This window comes from Campylobacter sp. LH-2024 (assembly GCF_048270605.1).
Taxonomy (GTDB): Bacteria; Campylobacterota; Campylobacteria; order Campylobacterales; family Campylobacteraceae; genus Campylobacter_D; species Campylobacter_D molothri.
Genome location: NZ_CP168139.1, coordinates 285,586 through 306,579, shown reverse-complemented (window position 1 = coordinate 306,579; position 20,994 = coordinate 285,586). Strand labels below are relative to the sequence as shown.

The following is a 20,994-nucleotide window of genomic DNA, read 5'->3' as shown; positions in this document are numbered from 1 at the left end:
AAAACCCTTTCTCAGATGGCTGCGGCACACACTATGATCAAGTGCTCTGCTGTGTTCCCACCCTGAAGCGGTGCTTAAAAATAGCATTGCACAGGTCTAAGAAAAGGCGGAGGTTATTTTAACATAATACCCTTAAAAAGCCTTGATATTTAAAAAATTTCTCTTTTTTATAAATTTTATAGAAATAATTTTATTTTAATTAAAAAAATTTTATTAAAATCATAATAAAAATTAATTTGATAATTTAAATTATTTTTTATTATAATTACAATTATTTTTAATTGTAATTTAAAAAATTATTTTTAAAAATAAGTCCTTTTTAGAAAATAATTTGAAGCTAAAAACTAGACTCCTTTTTAGAAAATCGATCTTTCACTCTTTTAGCTACTGATTATTTTAATTTCCAATTCAATTTTAATCGCAATATTGCCATAAAGCAATATTGCTTTTATTACTGAAAATAATTTTTACTTGATATTTAAAAGTATGAGTTAATATTTTAAATATATTTGTGGGTTAGTGTTGGGTGGGTTTTCCTTTTTGTAAAAATCATTTAAATAGATGGATTGTTGGTGCCCAACAATCCATTCTTAAACAAAAAGGTGATTAAATAAAAAACGTAAAAAAGCATTTTTATTTTTTAACTTAAAAAATGCTTAATAATATAACGTTTACTTAGTTTTGGAGTAAATGCAATGATAAAATGGGATAAAAATTTCAGCATAAAAAATCTGCAATTAGATAAACAACATGAACTTATTTTCGATATTGCTGATATTGCACATAACTTAGCCAAAAAAATACAAAATGATAATATAAATAAACCTGAAGAGCTCAAAGAAGAATTAAAAAAAGTTTTGCTTAAATTATTTCAATATGCTAAAGTTCATTTTAAAGAAGAAGAAAAATTTATGGAAAACATAGATTTTCCTTTAATAGAAGAACATAAATATTCTCACCGAGTATTACTAGAACGAGCTAAAAATCTTTTAAATTATTCTAATGATATTTTCAAACTCTCCGAAGAGCTTTCAATACTTACAAAAGATTGGGTATTTGAACATTTTGCTAATGAAGATTTATGGTTATCTAATTTTACAAGCAAAGCTATACATTTAAAAGAAATTAATTACACTTTAGAACATTATATTAAATTAAAGTCGATTAAATTTGATCTAAGTGGAGAAAAAAATTACGATTATATTTGTAATTGCCCTTTGCGTATTCATAAAGTTCCAGAAACAATCCATCAAGAACTTGTTAGCAGAGAAAATATATTAAGATGCGAAACTTGCGAACAAATTTTAATCCATTTGGATAAATTTGACCCTAAAGAAAATTTTGAAATTTTAAATCAAAAATTTGAAAGCATTAAGGAACAGCTAGATTATGAATAAAACTTTGCATACCTTAGATCCTTTTGAAAGTCTTAAATTTGAGCAAGAAAATTCTCAAGAGTTGCTTGATTTTTCAATTATTGATTTTAAACTTATATGTTCTAATAAAAAACCAGCAAAACGTAAAATTTATGAAAAACAAGATTTTGGTTTATTTAATTCTGATGATTTTTTTGTGAAAAATTATGATACTATGATACAACAATTTATCATAGAAATTCACCCAAAAAAACCTCAAAAGAATTTTACAATACTTCTTAAAAGCAATACTGCTTTAACGCATCTTAGCGTACATATTAAATGTAAAGAAAATTTTTCTTATTATCCTGATTTTAAAAAAGATATTTTACAAACCATTTATAAAACAATGGCAAAACAAAAAATTTTAATCATAAGACTTGAAAAAAATTTTCTTAAAATTTTAGATGATTTTATAAAAGATCATGAAAATGGAAATGGGATCCAAGAATTAGAATGTTCTCTTGCAAAAGGAGTCGATAAAATAGATAGTCAAAGTGATAAAATTATTATACATCATCAAGAAATCGATGGTGATTCTCCATCGCAAAGCTATGATAATGGAAAATTTTGCAAACCTATCAAAAAAGATGAATTGTTATTTGAATATATTTTTAGAATTAATGGCAAAGAAGGTAGAAATTTAAGAGGAGCTGTCATTGGTTTAAGCCCTGTTAAATTTCATGGCAATCCTTTTAATATTAAAGATGAAAGTATTTATACACAAGAATTAGAAGATAAAATAAGATATTTTAGCAATAATTATGGTTTTTTAAATAAAGATCGCATAGGCTATAGCATCATAAATGATATTAAAATAAGACAAGTGGGATTAAAAACCACAGGCTCTATTAAAACTGATACTCAAGAGGATATTAAATTAGAAATTTATAATCATGATTTAAGTGATGATGCCATTAAATCAGGCATTGTTAATGTTAAAGCCTCTAATATTAAAGTCAATGGAAATATCGGATCAACTGAAATTCATACAAAAAATCTAACCGTTAAAGGATTAACACACAAAAAAAGTTTAATCTATGCGCAAAATTCTTCTATTTTTATCCATAAAGGCTACATTAAAGCAGAGAATGTTTATATTAAAAATTTAGAAAATGGTACTGTAGAAGCTAAAAATGTTTATATAGAAAATTGCATAGGAGCCACAATTAAAGCTGAAAATATCTTTATTTGCAATCTGCTAACCGATAATACTTTATACCCTGATAAAAAATTAGTGATATCTGATTATATAAAATCTAAAAATACTATTATTTGCAATTTTGAAAATAGTGATTTAGAATATGAAAATTTAAAAAATTTAAATATCAAAGTGCAAAATACTCTTGCTACAATTATCGCAAAAACAAAAAATCTTTATGATCACTTAATCAATAATCAAACTAGAGCTATACAAGCAAAAAAGGAAAAAAATCCTTCATCTGCACAAACTGATTTTATAAAACTATATGATTCAAAAATTAAAAATTATAATCATTTGGTTGGCTTATACGCTAAATTTATCAAAATAAAATTTCAAATCGATACAAAAATTAACTCTTTAGAACAAGCACAACAAGCAGCTAATATTTATATTAATACACAAGAAATAGGCAGTGATAATTTATTATTATTTGAAACTAAAACAAAAAAAGAAGAAATTAGACATACTTTATCTTTGCAAGATTTTCAAAAAAAATTTTATACAGAAAAGAAAAACGATAAATTAGAATTGTTATCAAATCATTATAATGAAATCGAAATAGAAGATTTAAAATTACAATACGAAGAATTAAAAAAGGTAAATTCTTTTTAATTTACCTTTTCATACTAATAGCTTTTTGTATCATTTGATCACTAGTTGTAATACTTTTAGAACTTGCATCAAAAGCTTTTTGAGTTACTATGAGATTAGATAATTCTACACTTAAATCAACATTGGATTGCTCTAAGTAACCGCCTTTAAATTTAGCCGTATTTACCACTTGTCCATTTTTTACAATAAAACTTGCATCCCCGCTATTAGCTGTTGCTGCAAAGATATTATCTCCCATTGCAGCTAAGCCTTGTTCATTGATAAAATTATAAAGAGCAAGTTTTCCTACAACAGCATTTTTACCGTTGCTAAATTGTGCTACTACGCTGCCATCATCTGTAACTTGATATTGTTTAAAAAAGCCTTCTGCCAAACCATCTTGCTGAGTGATGATATTTTTTTCTTTGCCTGCTTGCACATAAATTCCACTATATCCTGATCCTGGTTTATTTGGATCATAAGGTGAACCTAAATCTATATTGATATTTCCACCATTAGGATTTGTTATACTTGTTATATTATTTTGAAGCAAAGCTCCATTTTTATCAAAAACCATACTTCCTTCAGTTGGGTTTCCTACGGCTTTTCCATTAGAATCATAAATTTGTGCTATAGCTTTATAGGTTATATTTTCACCTTCTTGAGGTAAGACTCTCTCTAAAGTTACTCTAAGAACACTTTTGCTTCCATCGGCATTATAAACTGGTGCTTCTAAGATATCTTTGTTTGCTTTTTCTTGTTCGGTTGCAATTTGCACAGAGCTTAATTTTACACTATTAGGATCTAAGCCTTTTAAATCTAGCTCTTTACTTTTAAAATTTAAATTCTCATCTAAAGTTGCTTCAAAACTTGTTTTCACACCTTGATCATCAACAAAATTTAAAAGGATCCTATCTCCAGCTTTAGCGCTAAAAACATCTTCTTTACTTACGCTACCGCTAACAACATATTTGCCATCCTCAGTTTTTGTAAGTGTAAATTTATTAGGATCAAGATCTACTGTTACAATTTCTTTACTTGTATTAGTACTTAAATTACCACTCCATTTTACATTTTTAGTAGGTTCTGGATTTAAATACATATTAGTTGGAACTTGTATAGGTTTTTGAGTTGTAGCAGTTCCTATACCAAAAGCATTATTTGAATTAACTGTAAAACCACTATTTACAGGGCTTCCTGTATTTAAATAATCACCCATTAATCCCGCAACTCTGTCACTATAGGTAATTCCACCAAAAGCAGGATTCATGGTTCCTAAAACAAAATTTCCATAAGAATCAACTAAATATCCATTAGCGTCTCTTCTAAAAGATCCATTTCTAGTATAATAAGCATTTCCATCAGCTCCTAAAACACCAAAAAAACCTTTTCCTTGTAAAGCTACGTCAAATTCTCCTCCTGTGGCTGTAACTGAACCTTGCTCAAATCTAATTTGAGAAGATGCAGCACCGCCACCATACCCACCTTGGGCTGGATTGGTTGATTGACTAGTAATTGTACTATAAAATATATCTTTAAATTGTGCATCAGAGTGCTTAAAACCAGTTGTATTAACATTGGCTATATTATTAGCAGTAACATCAATACCAAAACTATTATTCTTAACTCCGGAAATTCCATTGTAAAACGCATTCATCATGGCTACAATCCTTAGCTAAAATATTTTTTAGTGCTAGATGATGAATCATCGTCTGGTCTTGTAAAATCAGAATCTACATCTTCTGAAGGTTTCTCAGTATCCGAAGGTTTTTCATCTTCTGAAGGCTTTTCATCCTCAGAAGGTTTTTCAGTATCCGAAGGTTTTTGCACAGTAGAATCACTTGAAATTTTATAATCTGAAATTTCAGCAATATCATCAAAACTTACATACTGACCACCCATTTTAGCATAAGCAACCCCATCAACAAATTTAATAGATTCTATAGGATATGATCCATAATTAGCGGTAATTTTATCTCCATTTTTATTATTATATACCACTTTAACGGTATATTCACCATCCCCAGCATAAACACCATCATTATTTCTACCTGGCCATTCTAGGGTAAATAATCCTTTAGAAACTTCTTGCCCTTCGCTACTTTTTTCAGAATAAACTAATTTATTATTTTTATCATAAATTTCAAGCGTTAAGCCTTTATTATCAGAATCTTCAGGTAAATACATCTTTAAAGCAATAACCTCATCAGAACCCGTAAGCTTGATAGTATTGTTATGAACAGTTGCCATTTTACCAATAGCCCCTATAGCCGAAGTACTCATACTGGTTGAAAAAGAAGCTGAAAGTTTTTGCATAGTTTCAACCATTTTTTGCATAGTTGTATTTGTATTTTGTTGCATTTCAAGAGCGCTAAGCTGTGAAGTTTGAGTAAGCATTTTATCACTATCCATAGGATCTGTTGGATCTTGATGTTGCAACTCGATCAAAAGTAGTTTTAAAAATGCGTCTTTATCAAGTGTTGCATTAGGATTGCTAACTATACCGGAACTATTACTGCTAGAATTTGAACTATCAGTCTTTGCTGAACCACTTGTAGAGCTTGAATTGCTAGTGACTGGAGTCCAGTTAAGATTGCTATTCCAATTTGTTGTTGCCATTATAAAATCCTTTTTATATTTAAGTCTTTTTTAATTAAAAGCAAAAAGTATTCCAACTTTAGAAATATTTTGCTAAAACAAGTTCTAAATTAATATTTGATTTTTCATTATTGTTTTCTATGGCATCTTTAAAGCCATATCCACTACGATTTTTACCTTTATTTTGGTTTTGCTCTTTTTTCCCTTGATCGCTAAAATTCATTTCAAGTCCGGTAAATCCCATATTAACAAGAGAATTTTTAAATTCAGACTGATGTTGCATAAATAAATTCATAGCGTTAGTATTAGAATTAAAATTTATATGAAGATTACTTCCTCTTTGAACTAAAGTGACTTCAACTTCGCCTAAATTATTTGGATTAAGCGTGATGCTTAATTTTGTAATCGGTGCCTTATAATGCTCCATCGCTTCTTTAAGATCTGCTGAAAAATACTGCAAAGTCTCTTTTGGAGTAATATTTCTTGCATTATTTTGATTAACTTTACTAAGATCTTTTACTAAAGAATTTAAATCCTCTAAACCAGTTTTATTAACTGCTTCATCATGATGATTTTTATTTTGATCAAGATTAAAATTATTTTTTGTTTCTTCTTTATTAGTGCCAAGATGCGTGTTATCTTTATTTTGCACTACTTGAGTTTTATTTAAATTTTCAAAATTAGTTTTTTGATCATTTAAATTTAATTTTAATTCTTGATTATTTGTTTTATTATCTTTTAAAGTCAAATCTTTAGGAGTTAAATTAGAACTTAAATTCTGAGAATCTTTAAGCATTTCTTTATTGGAATTTTTATCTGAATTTATATTTTGAATTTCACTTTTTTTACTTTGCTCTTTTAAATTTTTTGAAAGATTTGATTCCTCTAAATTTTGCATTTGATCTTTTGAAATATTTTGTTTTTTGTCTTGATTGTTTAAATTTTTTAAAATATCTTTAATATTTTCTTGATCTACATTAAGCTCATTATTTTTATTATTATTTTTAACATCTTTTAAAAGTTCATCTATTTGAATTTGTTCTTTTTTGGTATTTAAAGTATCAAGCTTTTCATTTTTGATTTTTGATTTTTGATTTTCTTGACCTTTTATAATAGAATCTAAGTTTTTTAAAGTCTGAGAAAGCAAAGAATTATCATCTTTTTTATGAGTATTGTTTTTTTGTAAATTTTGATTTAAATTTTTACTTACATGGGCTATTTTATTGTTGATAATTTCTTTAAAAACATTATCTACAACACCTTTAAAAAAATCTGCTTTATCAAGATTTGGAAAAGTAGCTTTTAAATCAAGCAAGCGATCTACTTTGATATTTTTTACATTTAAACCTAAATCTTTAGCAATATCTAAAAGTTCATTGAGATTATTTGCACCTTTTAAAGCATTAAAATTAGCCTCAGTTTTTACAAGCTGACTTAATTGACTTGAAAGATTTGCAAGTTTAATATCTGCTGTATCTGTTTTTAATTTATCAAGCAATGAAAGTATTTGCATAAAAGATGCTGATTCAAAAATGCTGATTTTATCACTATCGTCAAATGTTCCCTTTTGAAGTTTATTAATCGCTTCATTTACCACTTCTTTTTCACTGATTTTCATGTGATCAGGTAAAAATTCATTTGTCTCATCAATAGAATTAAGTAAAGAATTTAAAAAATTCTCTCTTTCATCTTCTGTATTTTGAGCAACATTTTCTTCTTTATTTGTATTAGTATTTTGATTTGTTTTTTTTGTTTTACTAAAAGAATCACTCGATGAAGTCTTACTAGGAGCAAGACTTAAAACATCATTTTGTGGGGCTACATTTGACATAGTTTTTCCTTAGATTATTTTAAAAATTTATCCGCAGCCAAGTTAGGAAATTTTTCTTCTAAATATGAGTTTTCATAAATCTTAATCATTTTATTATCATTGAGAAAAACAAGAATTTCTAAAAGTTCATCTAAATTTTTTGCTTGTGCAATTTTTTCAAAATTTTCCTCATTTTCTAGAATTTCTGAAAGTTCGCTTGAAATCCTCACCATTTTTTCATCTTTGTTTGATTTTAAAACTTCTAAAAGATCTAAAACTTGAAGTAAAACTTCATTTTTTTTATCAACTAAATCCAAATTTAATGGTATAAAAAATTCTTCATTTAATGGCTTTGACATTATAATTTCCTTTTTTAATAATATTTGCCAAAACTAAAGCAAGAAGCGTTCCAACTTTTTATTTTTTAAAATTAAGCAAAATTTTTATATAATCTTAGCTTTGAATTTAATAATGGAGAATCTTTTGGAAAATATCAGAAATATAGCTGTTATTGCACACGTTGATCATGGTAAAACAACAATGGTAGATGAATTACTTAAGCAATCTGGGACTTTTAGCGAAAGGGAGCAAATTTCAGAACGCGTAATGGATAGTAACGATATAGAAAAAGAAAGAGGTATTACCATACTTTCAAAAAATACTGCTATAAATTACAAAGGAACTAAAATAAACATTATAGACACTCCAGGCCATGCTGATTTTGGTGGAGAGGTAGAACGCGTTTTAAAAATGATCGATGGGGTTTTACTTTTAGTTGATGCCCAAGAAGGTGTTATGCCTCAAACTAAATTTGTAGTTAAAAAAGCCTTGTCTTTAGGACTTAAGCCTATAGTCGTGATCAATAAAATCGACAAACCAGCGGCCGATCCTGAAAGAGTAATCAACGAAATTTTTGATCTTTTTGTAGCTCTTGATGCAAATGATGAACAACTTGATTTTCCTATCGTTTATGCAGCTGCAAAAAATGGTTATGCCAAATTAGATCTTAATGACGAAAGTGACAATATGGAACCACTTTTCCAAACTATTCTTGAAAAAGTTCCTGCGCCAAGTGGCACAAATGATAATCCTTTGCAACTTCAAGTTTTCACCCTTGGCTATGATAATTTCGTAGGTAAAATAGGGATTGCAAGAATTTTTAATGGTGTTGTCAAAAAAAATCAAAATGTAATGCTTGCAAAAGCTGATGGCACTAAAGTCAATGGCAGAATTTCTAAACTTATAGGTTTTATGGGCTTAGAAAAAATGGATATTGAGGAAGCAAAAAGTGGTGATATAGTTGCAATAGCTGGTTTTGAAGCTTTAGATGTTGGCGATAGTATTGTAGATCCTAACAATCCTATGCCACTTGATCCACTCCATATAGAAGAACCAACACTTAGCATTGTTTTTTCAGTTAATGATGGCCCATTAGCAGGAACTGAGGGCAAACATGTGACCTCAAATAAAATTGCAGAACGCTTAGAAGCAGAAATGAAAACTAATATCGCGATGAAATATGAAAGCACAGGTGAAGGTAAATTTAAAGTCAGCGGTAGAGGCGAACTTCAAATCACTATTTTGGCTGAAAATATGCGTAGAGAAGGTTTTGAATTTTGCATGGGAAGACCTGAAGTTATTGTAAAAATGGAAGATGGTGTTAAAACTGAACCTTTTGAACATTTGGTTATCGATGTACCTGAAGAATTTAGCGGGGCAGTTATAGAAAAATTAGGTAAAAGAAAAGCTGAAATGAAAACAATGGCTCCAACAGGAGATGGACAAACAAGACTTGAATTTGAAATCCCAGCTCGAGGACTTATAGGTTTTAGATCTCAATTTTTAACCGATACTAAAGGTGAAGGAGTTATGAATCATAGCTTTTTAGAATTCCGTCCTTTTAGTGGTGCTGTAGAAAAGCGTAACAATGGAGCTTTAATTTCTATGGAAAATGGTGTAGCTTTGGGATATTCTTTATTTAATCTCCAAGATAGAGGCGTTCTTTTTATCGATCCTCAAACTAAAGTTTATACCGGTATGATTATAGGAGAACATTCTCGTCCAAATGATTTAGACGTAAATCCAATTAAAGGAAAAAATCTGACCAATGTTAGAGCCAGTGGAAGCGATGATGCTATAAAACTTGTTCCACCTAGAAAATTAAGCCTTGAAAGAGCTTTAGAATGGATAGAAGAAGATGAACTCGTAGAAGTTACTCCACAAAATGTTCGCGTAAGAAAACGCTATCTTGATCCAACTCAAAGAAAAAGAATGGAAAAAGCAAAGTCTTAATGGACGCTTTAGAAAATCAAAGAATTCTCATATCCAAACGCTTAAAAATTTTAAAATTTTTAAGCACTCTTGAAGCTATAATAGTATTATTTTTAGCTTTTGTTTTCACAAAAGATTCGATTATATCGCTTATTTTAGCTTTACTTGTAGGTATTTTTTTCTTTCGTTTTACCTCCAAAAAACTTATTCTTGCAAAAAAAGAATTGCAAATTAATGCTCTTAATCTTTTCCTTAAGCGATTTGGAGCTAAATTTAAAAAAGAAGGTTTAAGCCAAAAAGATTTTTTAAAATTAGAAATTGTATCTGATTTAAAAGAATTTAAAAGCCAAAATTGTTTTGATTTTAAAGAATTTAAAATTTATGATGTGCAATTTATCAATACTAACAAAGAATTTTTTTGCGGAATTTTACTTCAGAGTTTAAATTCAAATAAAAAGCATGATTTTAGCGATGAAAAAAATATCTATACTAAACTTAAAAATAAAAATTTCACTCTAGATTATATCTTAAATAAAAATAATTATTTTCTTATTGCAACCCTGAAAAATCCTTTCTTTATTGACCTTAATCAAAATTTAAAAGATAATTTTGAAATTTTAGAAAAAAATTTAAATTCCATTAAAAATAAATTTCTTTAGTCGATATATTCTATACAAAAATTTTGTAATATTAAATACTTGGACTTAACATTTAAGTATTAATGTGATAAAATGAAATAAAATAACCAAAACTAAGGAGAAAAATCATGAAAAAACATGTTTTATTTTTAAGCCTTTGTTTAGGTTTAAGCCTAAATGCAAAAAATGTAAGTGATTACAAAGCAGGTGAAGAACTAAACGACAAAGAAGGAGTTGTTTATTTTAAAGAACTCTCAAACAGACCTGAACAAGAATGGCCAAACAAAAATTTAAGCATCAATGACGTACCAAAAGGCAAAGAAGGGGATTTAATACGCTATGGCATTAAACTTTTAAGCAAGACAGAAAGCACCTTAGGGCCATATAGCAAACTCAAAAAAACTAGCAATGAGGTTAATTGTATCTCTTGTCATATGGATAATGATGGCAATGGCTTACCAGGCACAAAAAAATACGTAATTCCGTTTTTAAATGTTATGAATAATTATCCAAGATTAGACATAGAAACTATGAAAATCATTTCTTTAGAAGATAGAATTCGTGGTATGGGCGGAACTGATTCTCATCGCTTCCCTGATAACTCTAAAGAAATGAAAGCAATTTTAGCGTATTTTAAATGGCTAAAAAGTGCTTATGGTATCAAAGATGGAGTAAAATTGCAAGGTGAATTTTTTGCTAAAATGAATTTCCCAAATCGCCCAGCTGATCCAGTTCGTGGCAAAAAACTTTTTGAAGAAAATTGTGTTGCTTGTCATGGAGAAAGAGGACTCGGGGTAAAAAATGCAAACTATGAAAAAGGCACGGGACATTTATATCCATCATTGCTTATCTATCCTGATGGCGGACATATGGCTATGATTCCATTTTTAGCAAGATTTTTAAAATCAGCTATGCCTTTTGGTGCAAGTGCTGATAATCCAATCTTAAGTGATGGTGATGCTTTAGATATCGCAGCTTATGTAAATACAGGCTTTGTAAGAATGCCTATTACTACAACAGAAAACCGCGCAGGGCTTGATACTGCTTATAGCAAATCTCCATCTTTAAAACCTGAGTATTTTGCTTCACCGCAACAAAATTTAGACCCTAAAGAATACATCAAAGTAAAATACGGACCTTGGAAAAATCCAAACTATTTTCCAGGAGAATAACTGATTTGGGGCTCTCCCAAATCAATCTTCTTTCGCTAAATTTTCAAGACTTTTAATCCCCTCTTCGCCGATTAAATTTTCGCCTTTTAAATCGCTAAATATCGCATTTAATGAACTTACAATAGCAGTAGAATTAAAACTTAGATTTTCTATAGCTCTTTCTCTTTTTTTCCATATATTTTGCAAGGCTCTTTTTTCAGCCTCAAGCTCTTCTCTCATGGTTTGATAAGTTTTAAGTATGAAAGTGATTTGAGTATTAAATTCTTTAGAATTTAGATATTCATATAAAATATGATTTTTTTCATCTTTATTTTGCAAGGCATTTTTTAATTTGTAAGCATTGATTATGCTTTCTCTAAGAACAGCTAAGACGCCTTTAAATTCAGCAAAAGTGCAGATTAAAATTCCTTCTTTAAAATGCGTTTTTTCTTTATCTTTAGGCATAGTTTTTGTGATCAAAACCGCGATATCACTTTTTGCAGCTATGCTGTCTAGTTTTAATTTATCTAGCCATTCTTTATTAAATTCTTTAGTGCGTTTGCTCTCGTATAAAATCTTGCCGCAAATATTGCCAAAAGCATCTTTAACGATGTGCAAACAATCCGCCCCATTAACACCCTTTGGCACCTCTTTTACCTCATCGTTAAAATATTCATTTTGGATATATTCTTCGATAAGCAGTTCCGCCGCTTCGCCTTGAAGTTGCTGTGAGCCTTGCTCGACTTTACGTTTTGCCGCATCAAGTTCTTGAGTGACACTTTTAAATTTGATCTCAAGTTCTTTAAATTTTATATCTTGCTCTTCATTTTTGCTTTGAAATTCAAGACGAATTTTTTCCTTTTCTAGCTCTAAATTCTTTTTTTCTTGCTCTTTAAATTCTTTAAAAGCCTCTTCTTTGATTTGCAATTTTAATCTTTCTTCATTTTCTTTTTGTTCTCTTTTTAGCCTTTCATTTTCAGCCTTTAAAGTCAGAAGTTCGCTTAGTTCTTTGCTTTTTTTATCGAGCTCTTCTTGCATGATTTTCTTTTCATTTTCATGTTCTTTAGCAAATTTTTCCATAAAATCTTTTTGAAAAATTTGTTTTTGCAAAAGTGCTTCTTGTTCGATTTTTTGTTTTTCGATGTCAAGTTTTTGGCTAACTTGTTCGCTGATGAGTTTTTCTTGTTCGGCCTTTTGTGCTTTTAGCTCGGATAAAATTTTAGAATACTCCGCCCTTTTTTCATTGACTTCTTTTTCAAATTCTTGCTTTTGTTTTTGCATATCTAGTTTAGCTTTGTCTAAAATTTGAGTGTATAAAGCTAAACTGATATCGATAAAATTTCCGCAATTTGGACATTTTATTTTTTCATTTTGAAAATTTTGCAAATTCTTTCCTTTTGTTAAATGGATTTTTTATAAAAATTATATTAAATTATAGCTTTTTACTTTTTAAAAAGGGAATTTATGCAAAAACAAACACAAATTCACGGCTTTAAAAAATTAAAACTTATTATCATCCTTGCTTTGATGTCAAGCATAGCGCCACTTTCTACGGATATGTATTTGCCTGCGCTTTCTCACGTGCAACAAAGCTTTCAAACGAGTTCTTTTTTAACCCAATTAAGCCTTGCGAGTTTTTTCATCGCTTTTGCCTTAGGGCAGCTTATATACGGGCCTTTAAGCGATGTTTTTGGGCGAAAAATTCCTGCTTTAATAGGAATTTTGTTTTTCATACTCTCTAGCTTTTTTTGTGTGGTCATTGACAATATTTATGCTTTTATCGCTTTAAGATTTTTTGAAGCTCTTGGGGGATGTGCTGGGGTTGTGATCGCAAGAGCGATCATCAATGACTTATTTGAGATCAAAGAAGCAACAGGAATTTTTGCTTTGATGATGGTTTTTAGCTCTCTTGCACCTATGCTTTCTCCTACTTTTGGTGGATTTTTGCTCGAGTATTTTTCTTGGCATAGTATTTTTGCTACGCTGTTTGCCCTTGGGATCACGCTTTTTTTAATGATACTTTTTGGGCTTAAAGAGTCAGCGCCCAAAGTTACTGATAAAAAACAATTATGCCCTTATGAGGCTTTTAAAAAATACAAAATCGTTCTTAGCGATAAAGCCTTTTTTATCTGCGTTCTTTGCGTATCTTTCGCACTGGCTGCGATGTTTGCTTATATCGCTGGATCGAGTTTTGTTTTTACGCAATTTTTTGGCATCAGTGAGCAAAAATTTGCACTGATTTTTGGAGCTAATGCCTTTGGATTTGTCATCTGTGCTAATATCAATGCGAGATTGGTTTTAAAATTTGAAAGCAAAAAAATTCTCTCTAAAGCTTTGGTGGTTATGCTTTTATCGACGATTGTTTTACTTGTAAATGCTTGTTTTTTCCCGAATTTATTTCTTTTTGAATTTAGCCTTTTTACAAGTATAGCTATGCTTGGCTTTATCGCGCCAAATACTGTAACTTTGGCCATGGCAAGATTTAAAGAAAATAGCGGAACGGCTTCTGCTATACTTGGGGCTATGCAATTTGGCTTTGCTGGGACGATTTCTTACATCGTCGGTGCCATAAATGCAAATACACCGATAATCCTTGCTTTGGTAATGTTTCTTTGCGTTTTGATCGCTAATGGAGTGTATTTCCTAGCTAAACCTAAAATTTAGCTAGGCACTATGGAATTTTTACGTGCGGTTTTTGATATAAAAATTTTTTTAATTTAGCTTCAGCGACTTCTTTATTTCTAATTTTTTTAAACCACTCTTCTACGCCATTTATTTGCCTATCTGTCAATGTGTAATATTTTCTTAAATTTGATAATATACTTATTAAATATGCTCTATTATTTCTAGGAGTACTTTTTAATGCGAGTAAAATTTTATATTCATAAGCATAGCAAGTTAATAAATTCTCTAATTTAAATTGCAAAGGCGCTTTTTTTTCTATATTTATAACATGCTTGATCGAATTCAGTGAAAGAGTATTTGTCTTTAAATATTCTTTGTAATAATCATTCAATATAAAATAGTTTGCTTTTTCAAATTTTTTTAATTTACTTTGTCTTAAAACTACATATTCAATAGCTATAGAAATGTCATTCTTATTCAAATTTGTCTCATAAATATGTTTGCTATTTTGAATTATTTTAGTTTCTTTTTTAAAATTTGAAATCAAAGATTTTGTAAAATCTGGTATAATATTTAAGTCATTATTGCATTTTTGCCTTGCACATTCTTTTCCAGCATAACCATAAAATTTATTACTATCCTTATAATATAAATAATATGCTTTTCCGGATGTCAATAATCTATCTTGACAAACTGATTTAGTATTAAAAGCAACAAAATCCTTTTTTACTGCTATAATTTCTCGCACTAGCTATTTCCTAATTTTGTCGATAATTTCAACAACAAACTTAATTTTTTCTATTATTTCATCTGAATTTATTATATTTTTTCCATGATTTAAATCCTGTATATCACTTGCTGTATATTTTTTTGTTATATCAAATTTACTAAGCAAATTGTCATAACACTTTGTAAAATTTTTAGTATCATCAAAAAATATATTACAAATCTTTTCAAGAATAAATCTAGGATCGTCTTTTATATCAAATGCATCTTCATATTTCCCAGATTTTAAATATTTACATAATCTCTCATAGATTGTTTTAAAATCATTACTTAATTTAAAATCTACTATTTTTTCAATTTCAGATTGATTGGCATATTTTTTTATTTCAAAAATTGATTTTACATCAGGATTTCTTTTATTAAACTTATCACATACTTCATCAATATGTGTAGCTATAAAAAACTGACCTCGATTTTGTTTCAAAAGTTTATCGGATATATAATTAATAATTTTATCTCGATTTGAATTATCTAAACTATTTATAGGATCATCTAGCAAAACCAAAGGACATTCGTTTATTTCTTTAATTTTTGATAAAAAATGATTCGTAAAATATATTATAGAAACTATAGTCTTTTCCCCTTCACTTAACCCCTTATCACAATCAAACCATTCATTGTTAAAATTTAACCTTTGTATTTTATAGTACGTATCCCCTATCTTCTCAAAGCGAATATCATTAAAGCACCATTTTTCCATATCTTTATTAAGATTTTGAAAACTTTGATCCATTTCTTTAAGTTTTGTATCTATATCCACTATATGCTTATTTCTTTTTTCTAATACACAATTAATTTTTTCTTTAATTTTATTATAAAAATTAATTAAACCATTGTATAATACAACATTATCTTTCTCTTTGGCTATAAAATGCTTTTTTATCTTTTCAATATTTTCATCTATATCTTTAAGATATGTTTGCTGTTTCCTATTGTGCTGTTTAATTAAGTTTTGGATATCGTCGTTTAAAATTCCTTGAAATAAATTTAAATCACAATTAATATTTATATCATTCTTGTTTGGATTTTGTTTCTTAAGTTCTATATGATTTATTATATTATTCATTTCTTCTATAGATTTTTCAATAAATAATAAATATTCTTGTCTTTTTTTATCAATATCATCATCAATAAGTAATTTAGTCTTAATAAAATACTCATTAAACCATTTTGCATAATTGCTCAATTCTGTTATAGAATTTTCAAAAAAATTTTTAGCTTTTTCTAATTTTTCAATAAACTGCTTATATTCTTCATTAAAATGTTTTTCTAATTTTTCCCACAATTTAACGCCTAATATATTTTGTTCACATAATGGACATTTATCTTTATATATCTCTGACTTATTTTTTATATCAAATGCTAATCTTGCCAAATTTTCCAAATCATTATCTTGCTTAAATCTATCTATTGCATTGTTTTCTGGGGTTTGCTTAAGCATTTCATCAATTTTTTTTACACCATCTTCTATTTGTTTAAATTTATCAAAATTAAACTCTTTGATAATTTCATAATTTAAATTTTTCTTCATTGATTTAATTTTTTCAAATTCATCATACGACAATATCTCAAATAATGATATTTTTTCACTTGATAAATAACTATCATCTATATGTATAGATTGATAAGATTGCGGGGTATTATATTTATTACTATCAATTTTACTTAGAACTTCTCTAGTATTTTTTGCTATTGTACTTTTAAGATCCTTTTTATTTTTATTTATAATATCTATTTTTTCTTCTACTTTATCTTTGAACTTTTTAAGTTTTTTTATCTTATTAAATATCTTATTTTTTTCTAAAATTATATTTTCTATATCATCAGCTATATAAAATGTCTTAAATTTATCATTGCTATAAAACAAGCTATTTTTATAATCTGAATCATAAAAAAATAAACTAAAACCATTAGAGCTTGTTTCAAAAATATCTAAATTATTATTTTCAATATTATCTTTAATGAAATTCACCAATGAACTTTTACCTTGACCATTTCTCCCATATAAAATATTAATACGATTAAATTCCAAACCGCTTGAATTATAATTATTAAAACTTTTATAATTAACTTGCTTTATTTTTTTAATCATTTTTATTCCTTGCCTTCGATTATTTTTATCTCGTCTTCGGTGAGATTATACAACTTATAAACTAAAGTGTTTATTTTGTCTTCTTGAATTTTGGTGTCTGCGTTTTTGTCTTGTTCTTTGGATTTTAAAATCTCATCGACTAGGGTTACTAACTCATCAGCTGTTTTTTGATTTTTGGAATTTATCTTTGGTATAGGAAATCTTTCTACATATTGATTTGACAATAAAAAACCTTTATCAGAATACAGATGTCCTATATTTTTAAAATAATAAAAAATCAAACTAGAATTTAAAAACCCTAAAAGATAAGAAAGTTCATTTTTAGAATTTCCCGTCATAAATGCCATAGAATCTAACAAAACAAATTCTTTTTCTAAAATAAAACTTGGCTCTTGCGTTACTCTTTGCCAACCTATCTTTTCTTTTTCAAATTGCAATAAATATTCTTTTGTTGGATTATTATCCAATTCAAGCCAATGATGCTGCCCTAAATATGGTTTTTGCTGTGTTTTAGGTTTATTGGTACATTGTCCTCTAGCTTGTAATTTTTCTTTATATTTTTTCAAATGATTATATATAGCTGGATAATCTTTTTCTAAAATTTTATAACTTCCAAATTCAAAAGCTATTATCCAAAATCCCGCCCATTCATAAGCATACCTTTTTATATCGCGTCCGCGTAGCATTTTGCGTATGAGTTTGGCGGTGCGTTCTTTTTCTTCTTCATCTTTACAATTTGCTAAAATCTCATTTCTTTTTTCAGTGGTGATGATAAAAGCTTCATTGTAGCCGGTTTTGATACCATAATTTATATTAAGTCCATACCAATCCTTAAGCGGAGTGCCTATACGCTCTATCTTAGCCTTTAGAGCACTGATGTTTTCATCGCTAAAAGTAAAGCTTTCTTTACTTAAGGATTTTTGCGGAAGTTCTTTGAAATTTGTATTTAAAGCGATATAAAATTGACAAACTTTTAAATTTTCATTATCTAAGGCAAGGTATTTGAAATAAGAATCTTTAGGCTTTAGTTTTTTAAAACTCAGTATGCTTGTATCCACTGTGGCACTATCAAAAACTTTGACGCCGTTTAGATCGATGTATTCTAAAATTTGAGTATTTTTGAGTAAAAATTCACGCAAAGCCTCGCCGTATCCTGCACGAGTGTATTTGTTAGATGTGATGAAAGATAGGACGCCGTTTTCTTTAAGCACGTTAAAACCTAGCTCGTAAAAATACGTATAAATATCGCTCGTGCCTTTATAAACCTTATAATTTTTTGCTAAATTTGGCTTAAGCTCTTTTATCTCTTCTTGTCTGATATAAGGCGGATTGCCGATGATGAGATCAAAGCCTTGAAAATTTCCGTTATTATCAAGCACTTCAGGGAATTCAAAACGCCATTCAAAAGGATGTGATTTTTCTAGCTCAAAAATACGCTCATAAAGATCTAAAAGTTTTTTAAATTCTTTTCTTGCGGCTTTTTCATCAAAACTGAATTCAAACATATTTTTAGAAAAAAAGCTTTTAAATTTTTCATCGTGATGTTCATCGGCTAAAAAATCGCCATATTTTTTAGAATACTCGTTTGCGTTGTTGGTTAGTTGTTTGATTTCTTTGGCAAATTTGTCTTTAAGACAAAAATTTTTAAAAGATTCTTTGAGGTTTTTGATTTCTTTAGCGATGAGATTTTTATCGGTGTAAAATCCTTCCTTATAGTCTTTAACTATATGTTGATACTTTTTCATACGCTCTTTGATGTTAGGGTAATGCGATAAAGATTTTTGAGTATCAAAATACGCGATCAAAGAATTTCCGCATTTTATATTTATGTCGATGTTGGGTAGGGTTTGAAGAGTGTGAGTATTTTTGCCATTTTCAAAGATATAATAGCTAAATTTTAAAAGCTCTATCCAAAGTCTTAGTTTAGTGATCTCGCAAGAATTTGGGTTGATATCCACACCAAAAAGACAATTTTCTATAATGTCTTTTTTTATATGAAAAAGTTCTTGTTGGATCAAATGCGCTTTGTCATCTTCTCTAATTGGACATTTATAAGATATATAATCATTAAAATTATTTTGTATCAAAATCTCATCATTTTCCAATTTTAAATAAAATTCATGCTCAAATAAATTCAATTGATCATAAATTTTAATCATAACATTTAAAGCAGAAACTAGAAAATGTCCGCTTCCTACGGCTGGATCGCAAATTTTGATGGAATTTAAAAGCTCTTTTTGTGCCTTTTTATCTTCTTTTCTCAAAGCTTTTCTTAACTCGCTTATGTCTTTAGCCTCAAGATCAAATTTAGCATTGAATTTATCAAGAACCACTTTTGTAATGCTCTCTTCGCACATATAAGAAGTTATAAAACTTGGCGTGTAAAAACTTCCTTCTTTATAGCCATTGAGTTTTTCAAAAACATTTCCTAAAACGCTTGAATTTATAAGCTTGTCATGATTTATTTTTTGATTGTTTTGTATATCTTTGTTTGTAGTGGTAAAATCATAAGCCCTTAAAAATGCAAAAAGATATTCTAAAAGCGGCAAATGTTTTAAATTTACATAGTCTTTATCTTTTTTAAGTATAGAATTTGCATAAATTTCAAGTGGTTTAGAATCTAAAAATCTTATATCCCTACCTTGCATTTCTTGTGTATTTTTATCAAACAAGGATGAATTCATATAAGGTATAAAGTCAAATTCTTGGGATTTTCTTTGGTCTTCTTTTTTAGCCAAAACCTCAAAGAAAAGCTCTGATAATCTAATAAAATTTGGAATTTTACTCGCGGTTAAAAATGGTATTTTTATATGCTCAAATGATAAAAGCATGGATTCAAATAATCTCAAAAATAAAATTCTATTATTCCATGTAATCAAAAGTGCAAAAATATCATCAAAACTTATATCTTTATAAGCTTGCCTTATAGCGTCGCTTAATGTATTTGGGATATCGGATAAAATGATATTTTTCTTATCATTTTCGTGCAAACCTAAGATGTAAAGCAATTCTTTATAAAAATTTGAATTTAAAGCATTAGCATCATAATTTTGTTTTTGACGCAATAAAACTTGCGGGGATAAAATCTGATAAATATAGGATAAATCTTTATCATGCAAATTTTCATCTAATGCAAAATACGTATAACAAATTTCTTGATCAAAATCCAATAAATAATTTGCAACTTTTTCAAAAAATACTTCAGTTTTTACGCTTGTGCCTTCTTGTTTATCGCAATTTTTAAAATGTTTGTTAATTTCTTTGTCATTGTAAAATAATCTTTCATATTCCCTCGCATCAATAATAAAAAATTCCTTAGCATTGCAAAGAATAATATGTTTGATAAAATTATTTTTCTTATTTTTTCTTTCTCTTAAAAAATAAAGTATGCTTTCATAAAAGGCTTTAGAGAGTAAATTTTTGCTTGATTGTGGAAATTCTTTTTTGTTAGTAGTGGATTTTACCTCAAAAATAACATTAGCGATATCTTCTTGATAAATAGCTAAATCTATTCTATCTTTTATATTTATTTCATATCCATATATCTTTTTTAAAAAATGAGAAATCTCGTTTTTTTGAAATTCTTCTAAATTTTGTTTTAACGCTTGTTTTAAAAAATCTTTGATTTGATTTTTAAAATCCTCTATGATATCTTTAGTAGGAATTTTAATATGATATTTTTTAGCAAAATCCTCTAAACTCTCTAGCTTAAAACGCATTATTTTCCTTTTTTATTTTTGTATAATTTTAGCAAAAAATCTTTTTTTATTGATTTGATTTTATGCTTTACCTTTAATATTTGTTAAAAATCCA

The 20,994-nt window shown here is 28.2% G+C and carries 14 protein-coding genes and 1 other RNA gene; 6 read left to right on the top strand and 9 right to left on the bottom strand.

Annotated elements, in window-relative coordinates; genetic code table 11:
- Positions 1-5: 5 nt before the first annotated feature.
- Positions 6-103, bottom strand: an RNA gene (ffs, locus tag ACD570_RS01645) — signal recognition particle sRNA small type.
- Positions 104-695: 592 nt separating this feature from the next.
- Here ffs and ACD570_RS01640 point away from each other — a divergent pair.
- Together ACD570_RS01640 and ACD570_RS01635 are read left to right on the top strand one after the other, a co-directional pair.
- Positions 696-1,397, top strand: coding sequence for a hemerythrin domain-containing protein (locus tag ACD570_RS01640; protein WP_417904335.1), 702 nt, complete (start codon positions 696-698; stop codon positions 1,395-1,397).
- Positions 1,390-3,231: a flagellar assembly protein A gene (locus ACD570_RS01635; RefSeq protein WP_337204902.1), complete on the top strand. Its 1,842-nt coding sequence runs from the start codon at positions 1,390-1,392 to the stop codon at positions 3,229-3,231. The genes ACD570_RS01640 and ACD570_RS01635 overlap by 8 nt, the downstream gene beginning before the upstream one ends.
- A gap of 1 nt (position 3,232) precedes the next feature.
- On the opposite strand, the gene ACD570_RS01630 is transcribed toward ACD570_RS01635, so the two are convergent.
- From ACD570_RS01630 to ACD570_RS01615, 4 genes are read right to left on the bottom strand one after another with little or no spacing between them, the layout of a single operon-like run.
- Complete coding sequence (locus tag ACD570_RS01630) at positions 3,233-4,870, bottom strand: flagellar hook protein FlgE (RefSeq protein WP_337198439.1); 1,638 nt, start codon at positions 4,868-4,870, stop codon at positions 3,233-3,235.
- Between the two features lie 11 nt (positions 4,871-4,881).
- The gene (locus tag ACD570_RS01625; protein WP_337202144.1) at positions 4,882-5,829 is read right to left on the bottom strand and encodes a flagellar basal body rod modification protein; all 948 of its coding nucleotides are present in this window, start codon (positions 5,827-5,829) and stop codon (positions 4,882-4,884) included.
- Positions 5,830-5,887: 58 nt separating this feature from the next.
- Entirely contained in the window at positions 5,888-7,639 is a 1,752-nt protein-coding gene (locus ACD570_RS01620; protein ID WP_239820183.1) for a flagellar hook-length control protein FliK, read from the bottom strand.
- A 14-nt stretch (positions 7,640-7,653) separates the two neighbouring features.
- Entirely contained in the window at positions 7,654-7,977 is a 324-nt protein-coding gene (locus tag ACD570_RS01615) for a hypothetical protein (protein WP_200282841.1), read from the bottom strand.
- Positions 7,978-8,101: 124 nt separating this feature from the next.
- Here ACD570_RS01615 and typA point away from each other — a divergent pair, with 124 nt between their 5' ends.
- From typA to ACD570_RS01600, 3 genes are all read left to right on the top strand, one after another.
- Positions 8,102-9,910 (top strand): translational GTPase TypA, encoded by a 1,809-nt coding sequence (typA, locus tag ACD570_RS01610; protein ID WP_200282844.1) that lies wholly within the window; start codon positions 8,102-8,104, stop codon positions 9,908-9,910.
- Entirely contained in the window at positions 9,910-10,548 is a 639-nt protein-coding gene (locus ACD570_RS01605; RefSeq protein WP_200282847.1) for a poly(A) polymerase, read from the top strand. Before typA ends, ACD570_RS01605 begins: the two co-directional genes overlap by 1 nt.
- Before the next feature lie 107 nt (positions 10,549-10,655).
- The gene (locus ACD570_RS01600) at positions 10,656-11,699 is read left to right on the top strand and encodes a c-type cytochrome (protein WP_417904334.1); all 1,044 of its coding nucleotides are present in this window, start codon (positions 10,656-10,658) and stop codon (positions 11,697-11,699) included.
- Between the two features lie 21 nt (positions 11,700-11,720).
- On the opposite strand, the gene ACD570_RS01595 is transcribed toward ACD570_RS01600, so the two are convergent.
- Entirely contained in the window at positions 11,721-13,064 is a 1,344-nt protein-coding gene (locus tag ACD570_RS01595; RefSeq protein ID WP_200282851.1) for a DUF2130 domain-containing protein, read from the bottom strand.
- A 78-nt stretch (positions 13,065-13,142) separates the two neighbouring features.
- Between ACD570_RS01595 and ACD570_RS01590 the strand changes: the two genes are divergently transcribed.
- The gene (locus ACD570_RS01590) at positions 13,143-14,342 is read left to right on the top strand and encodes a multidrug effflux MFS transporter (RefSeq protein WP_417904333.1); all 1,200 of its coding nucleotides are present in this window, start codon (positions 13,143-13,145) and stop codon (positions 14,340-14,342) included.
- A 7-nt stretch (positions 14,343-14,349) separates the two neighbouring features.
- On the opposite strand, the gene ACD570_RS01585 is transcribed toward ACD570_RS01590, so the two are convergent.
- From ACD570_RS01585 to ACD570_RS01575, 3 genes are read right to left on the bottom strand one after another with little or no spacing between them, the layout of a single operon-like run.
- The gene (locus ACD570_RS01585; protein WP_200282855.1) at positions 14,350-15,051 is read right to left on the bottom strand and encodes a hypothetical protein; all 702 of its coding nucleotides are present in this window, start codon (positions 15,049-15,051) and stop codon (positions 14,350-14,352) included.
- A gap of 3 nt (positions 15,052-15,054) precedes the next feature.
- Complete coding sequence (locus ACD570_RS01580) at positions 15,055-17,181, bottom strand: AAA family ATPase (protein ID WP_200282857.1); 2,127 nt, start codon at positions 17,179-17,181, stop codon at positions 15,055-15,057.
- Positions 17,182-17,183: 2 nt separating this feature from the next.
- On the bottom strand, positions 17,184-20,900 hold the full coding sequence (locus ACD570_RS01575) for an Eco57I restriction-modification methylase domain-containing protein (protein WP_417904332.1): 3,717 nt from the start codon (positions 20,898-20,900) through the stop codon (positions 17,184-17,186).
- Positions 20,901-20,994: the final 94 nt, after the last annotated feature.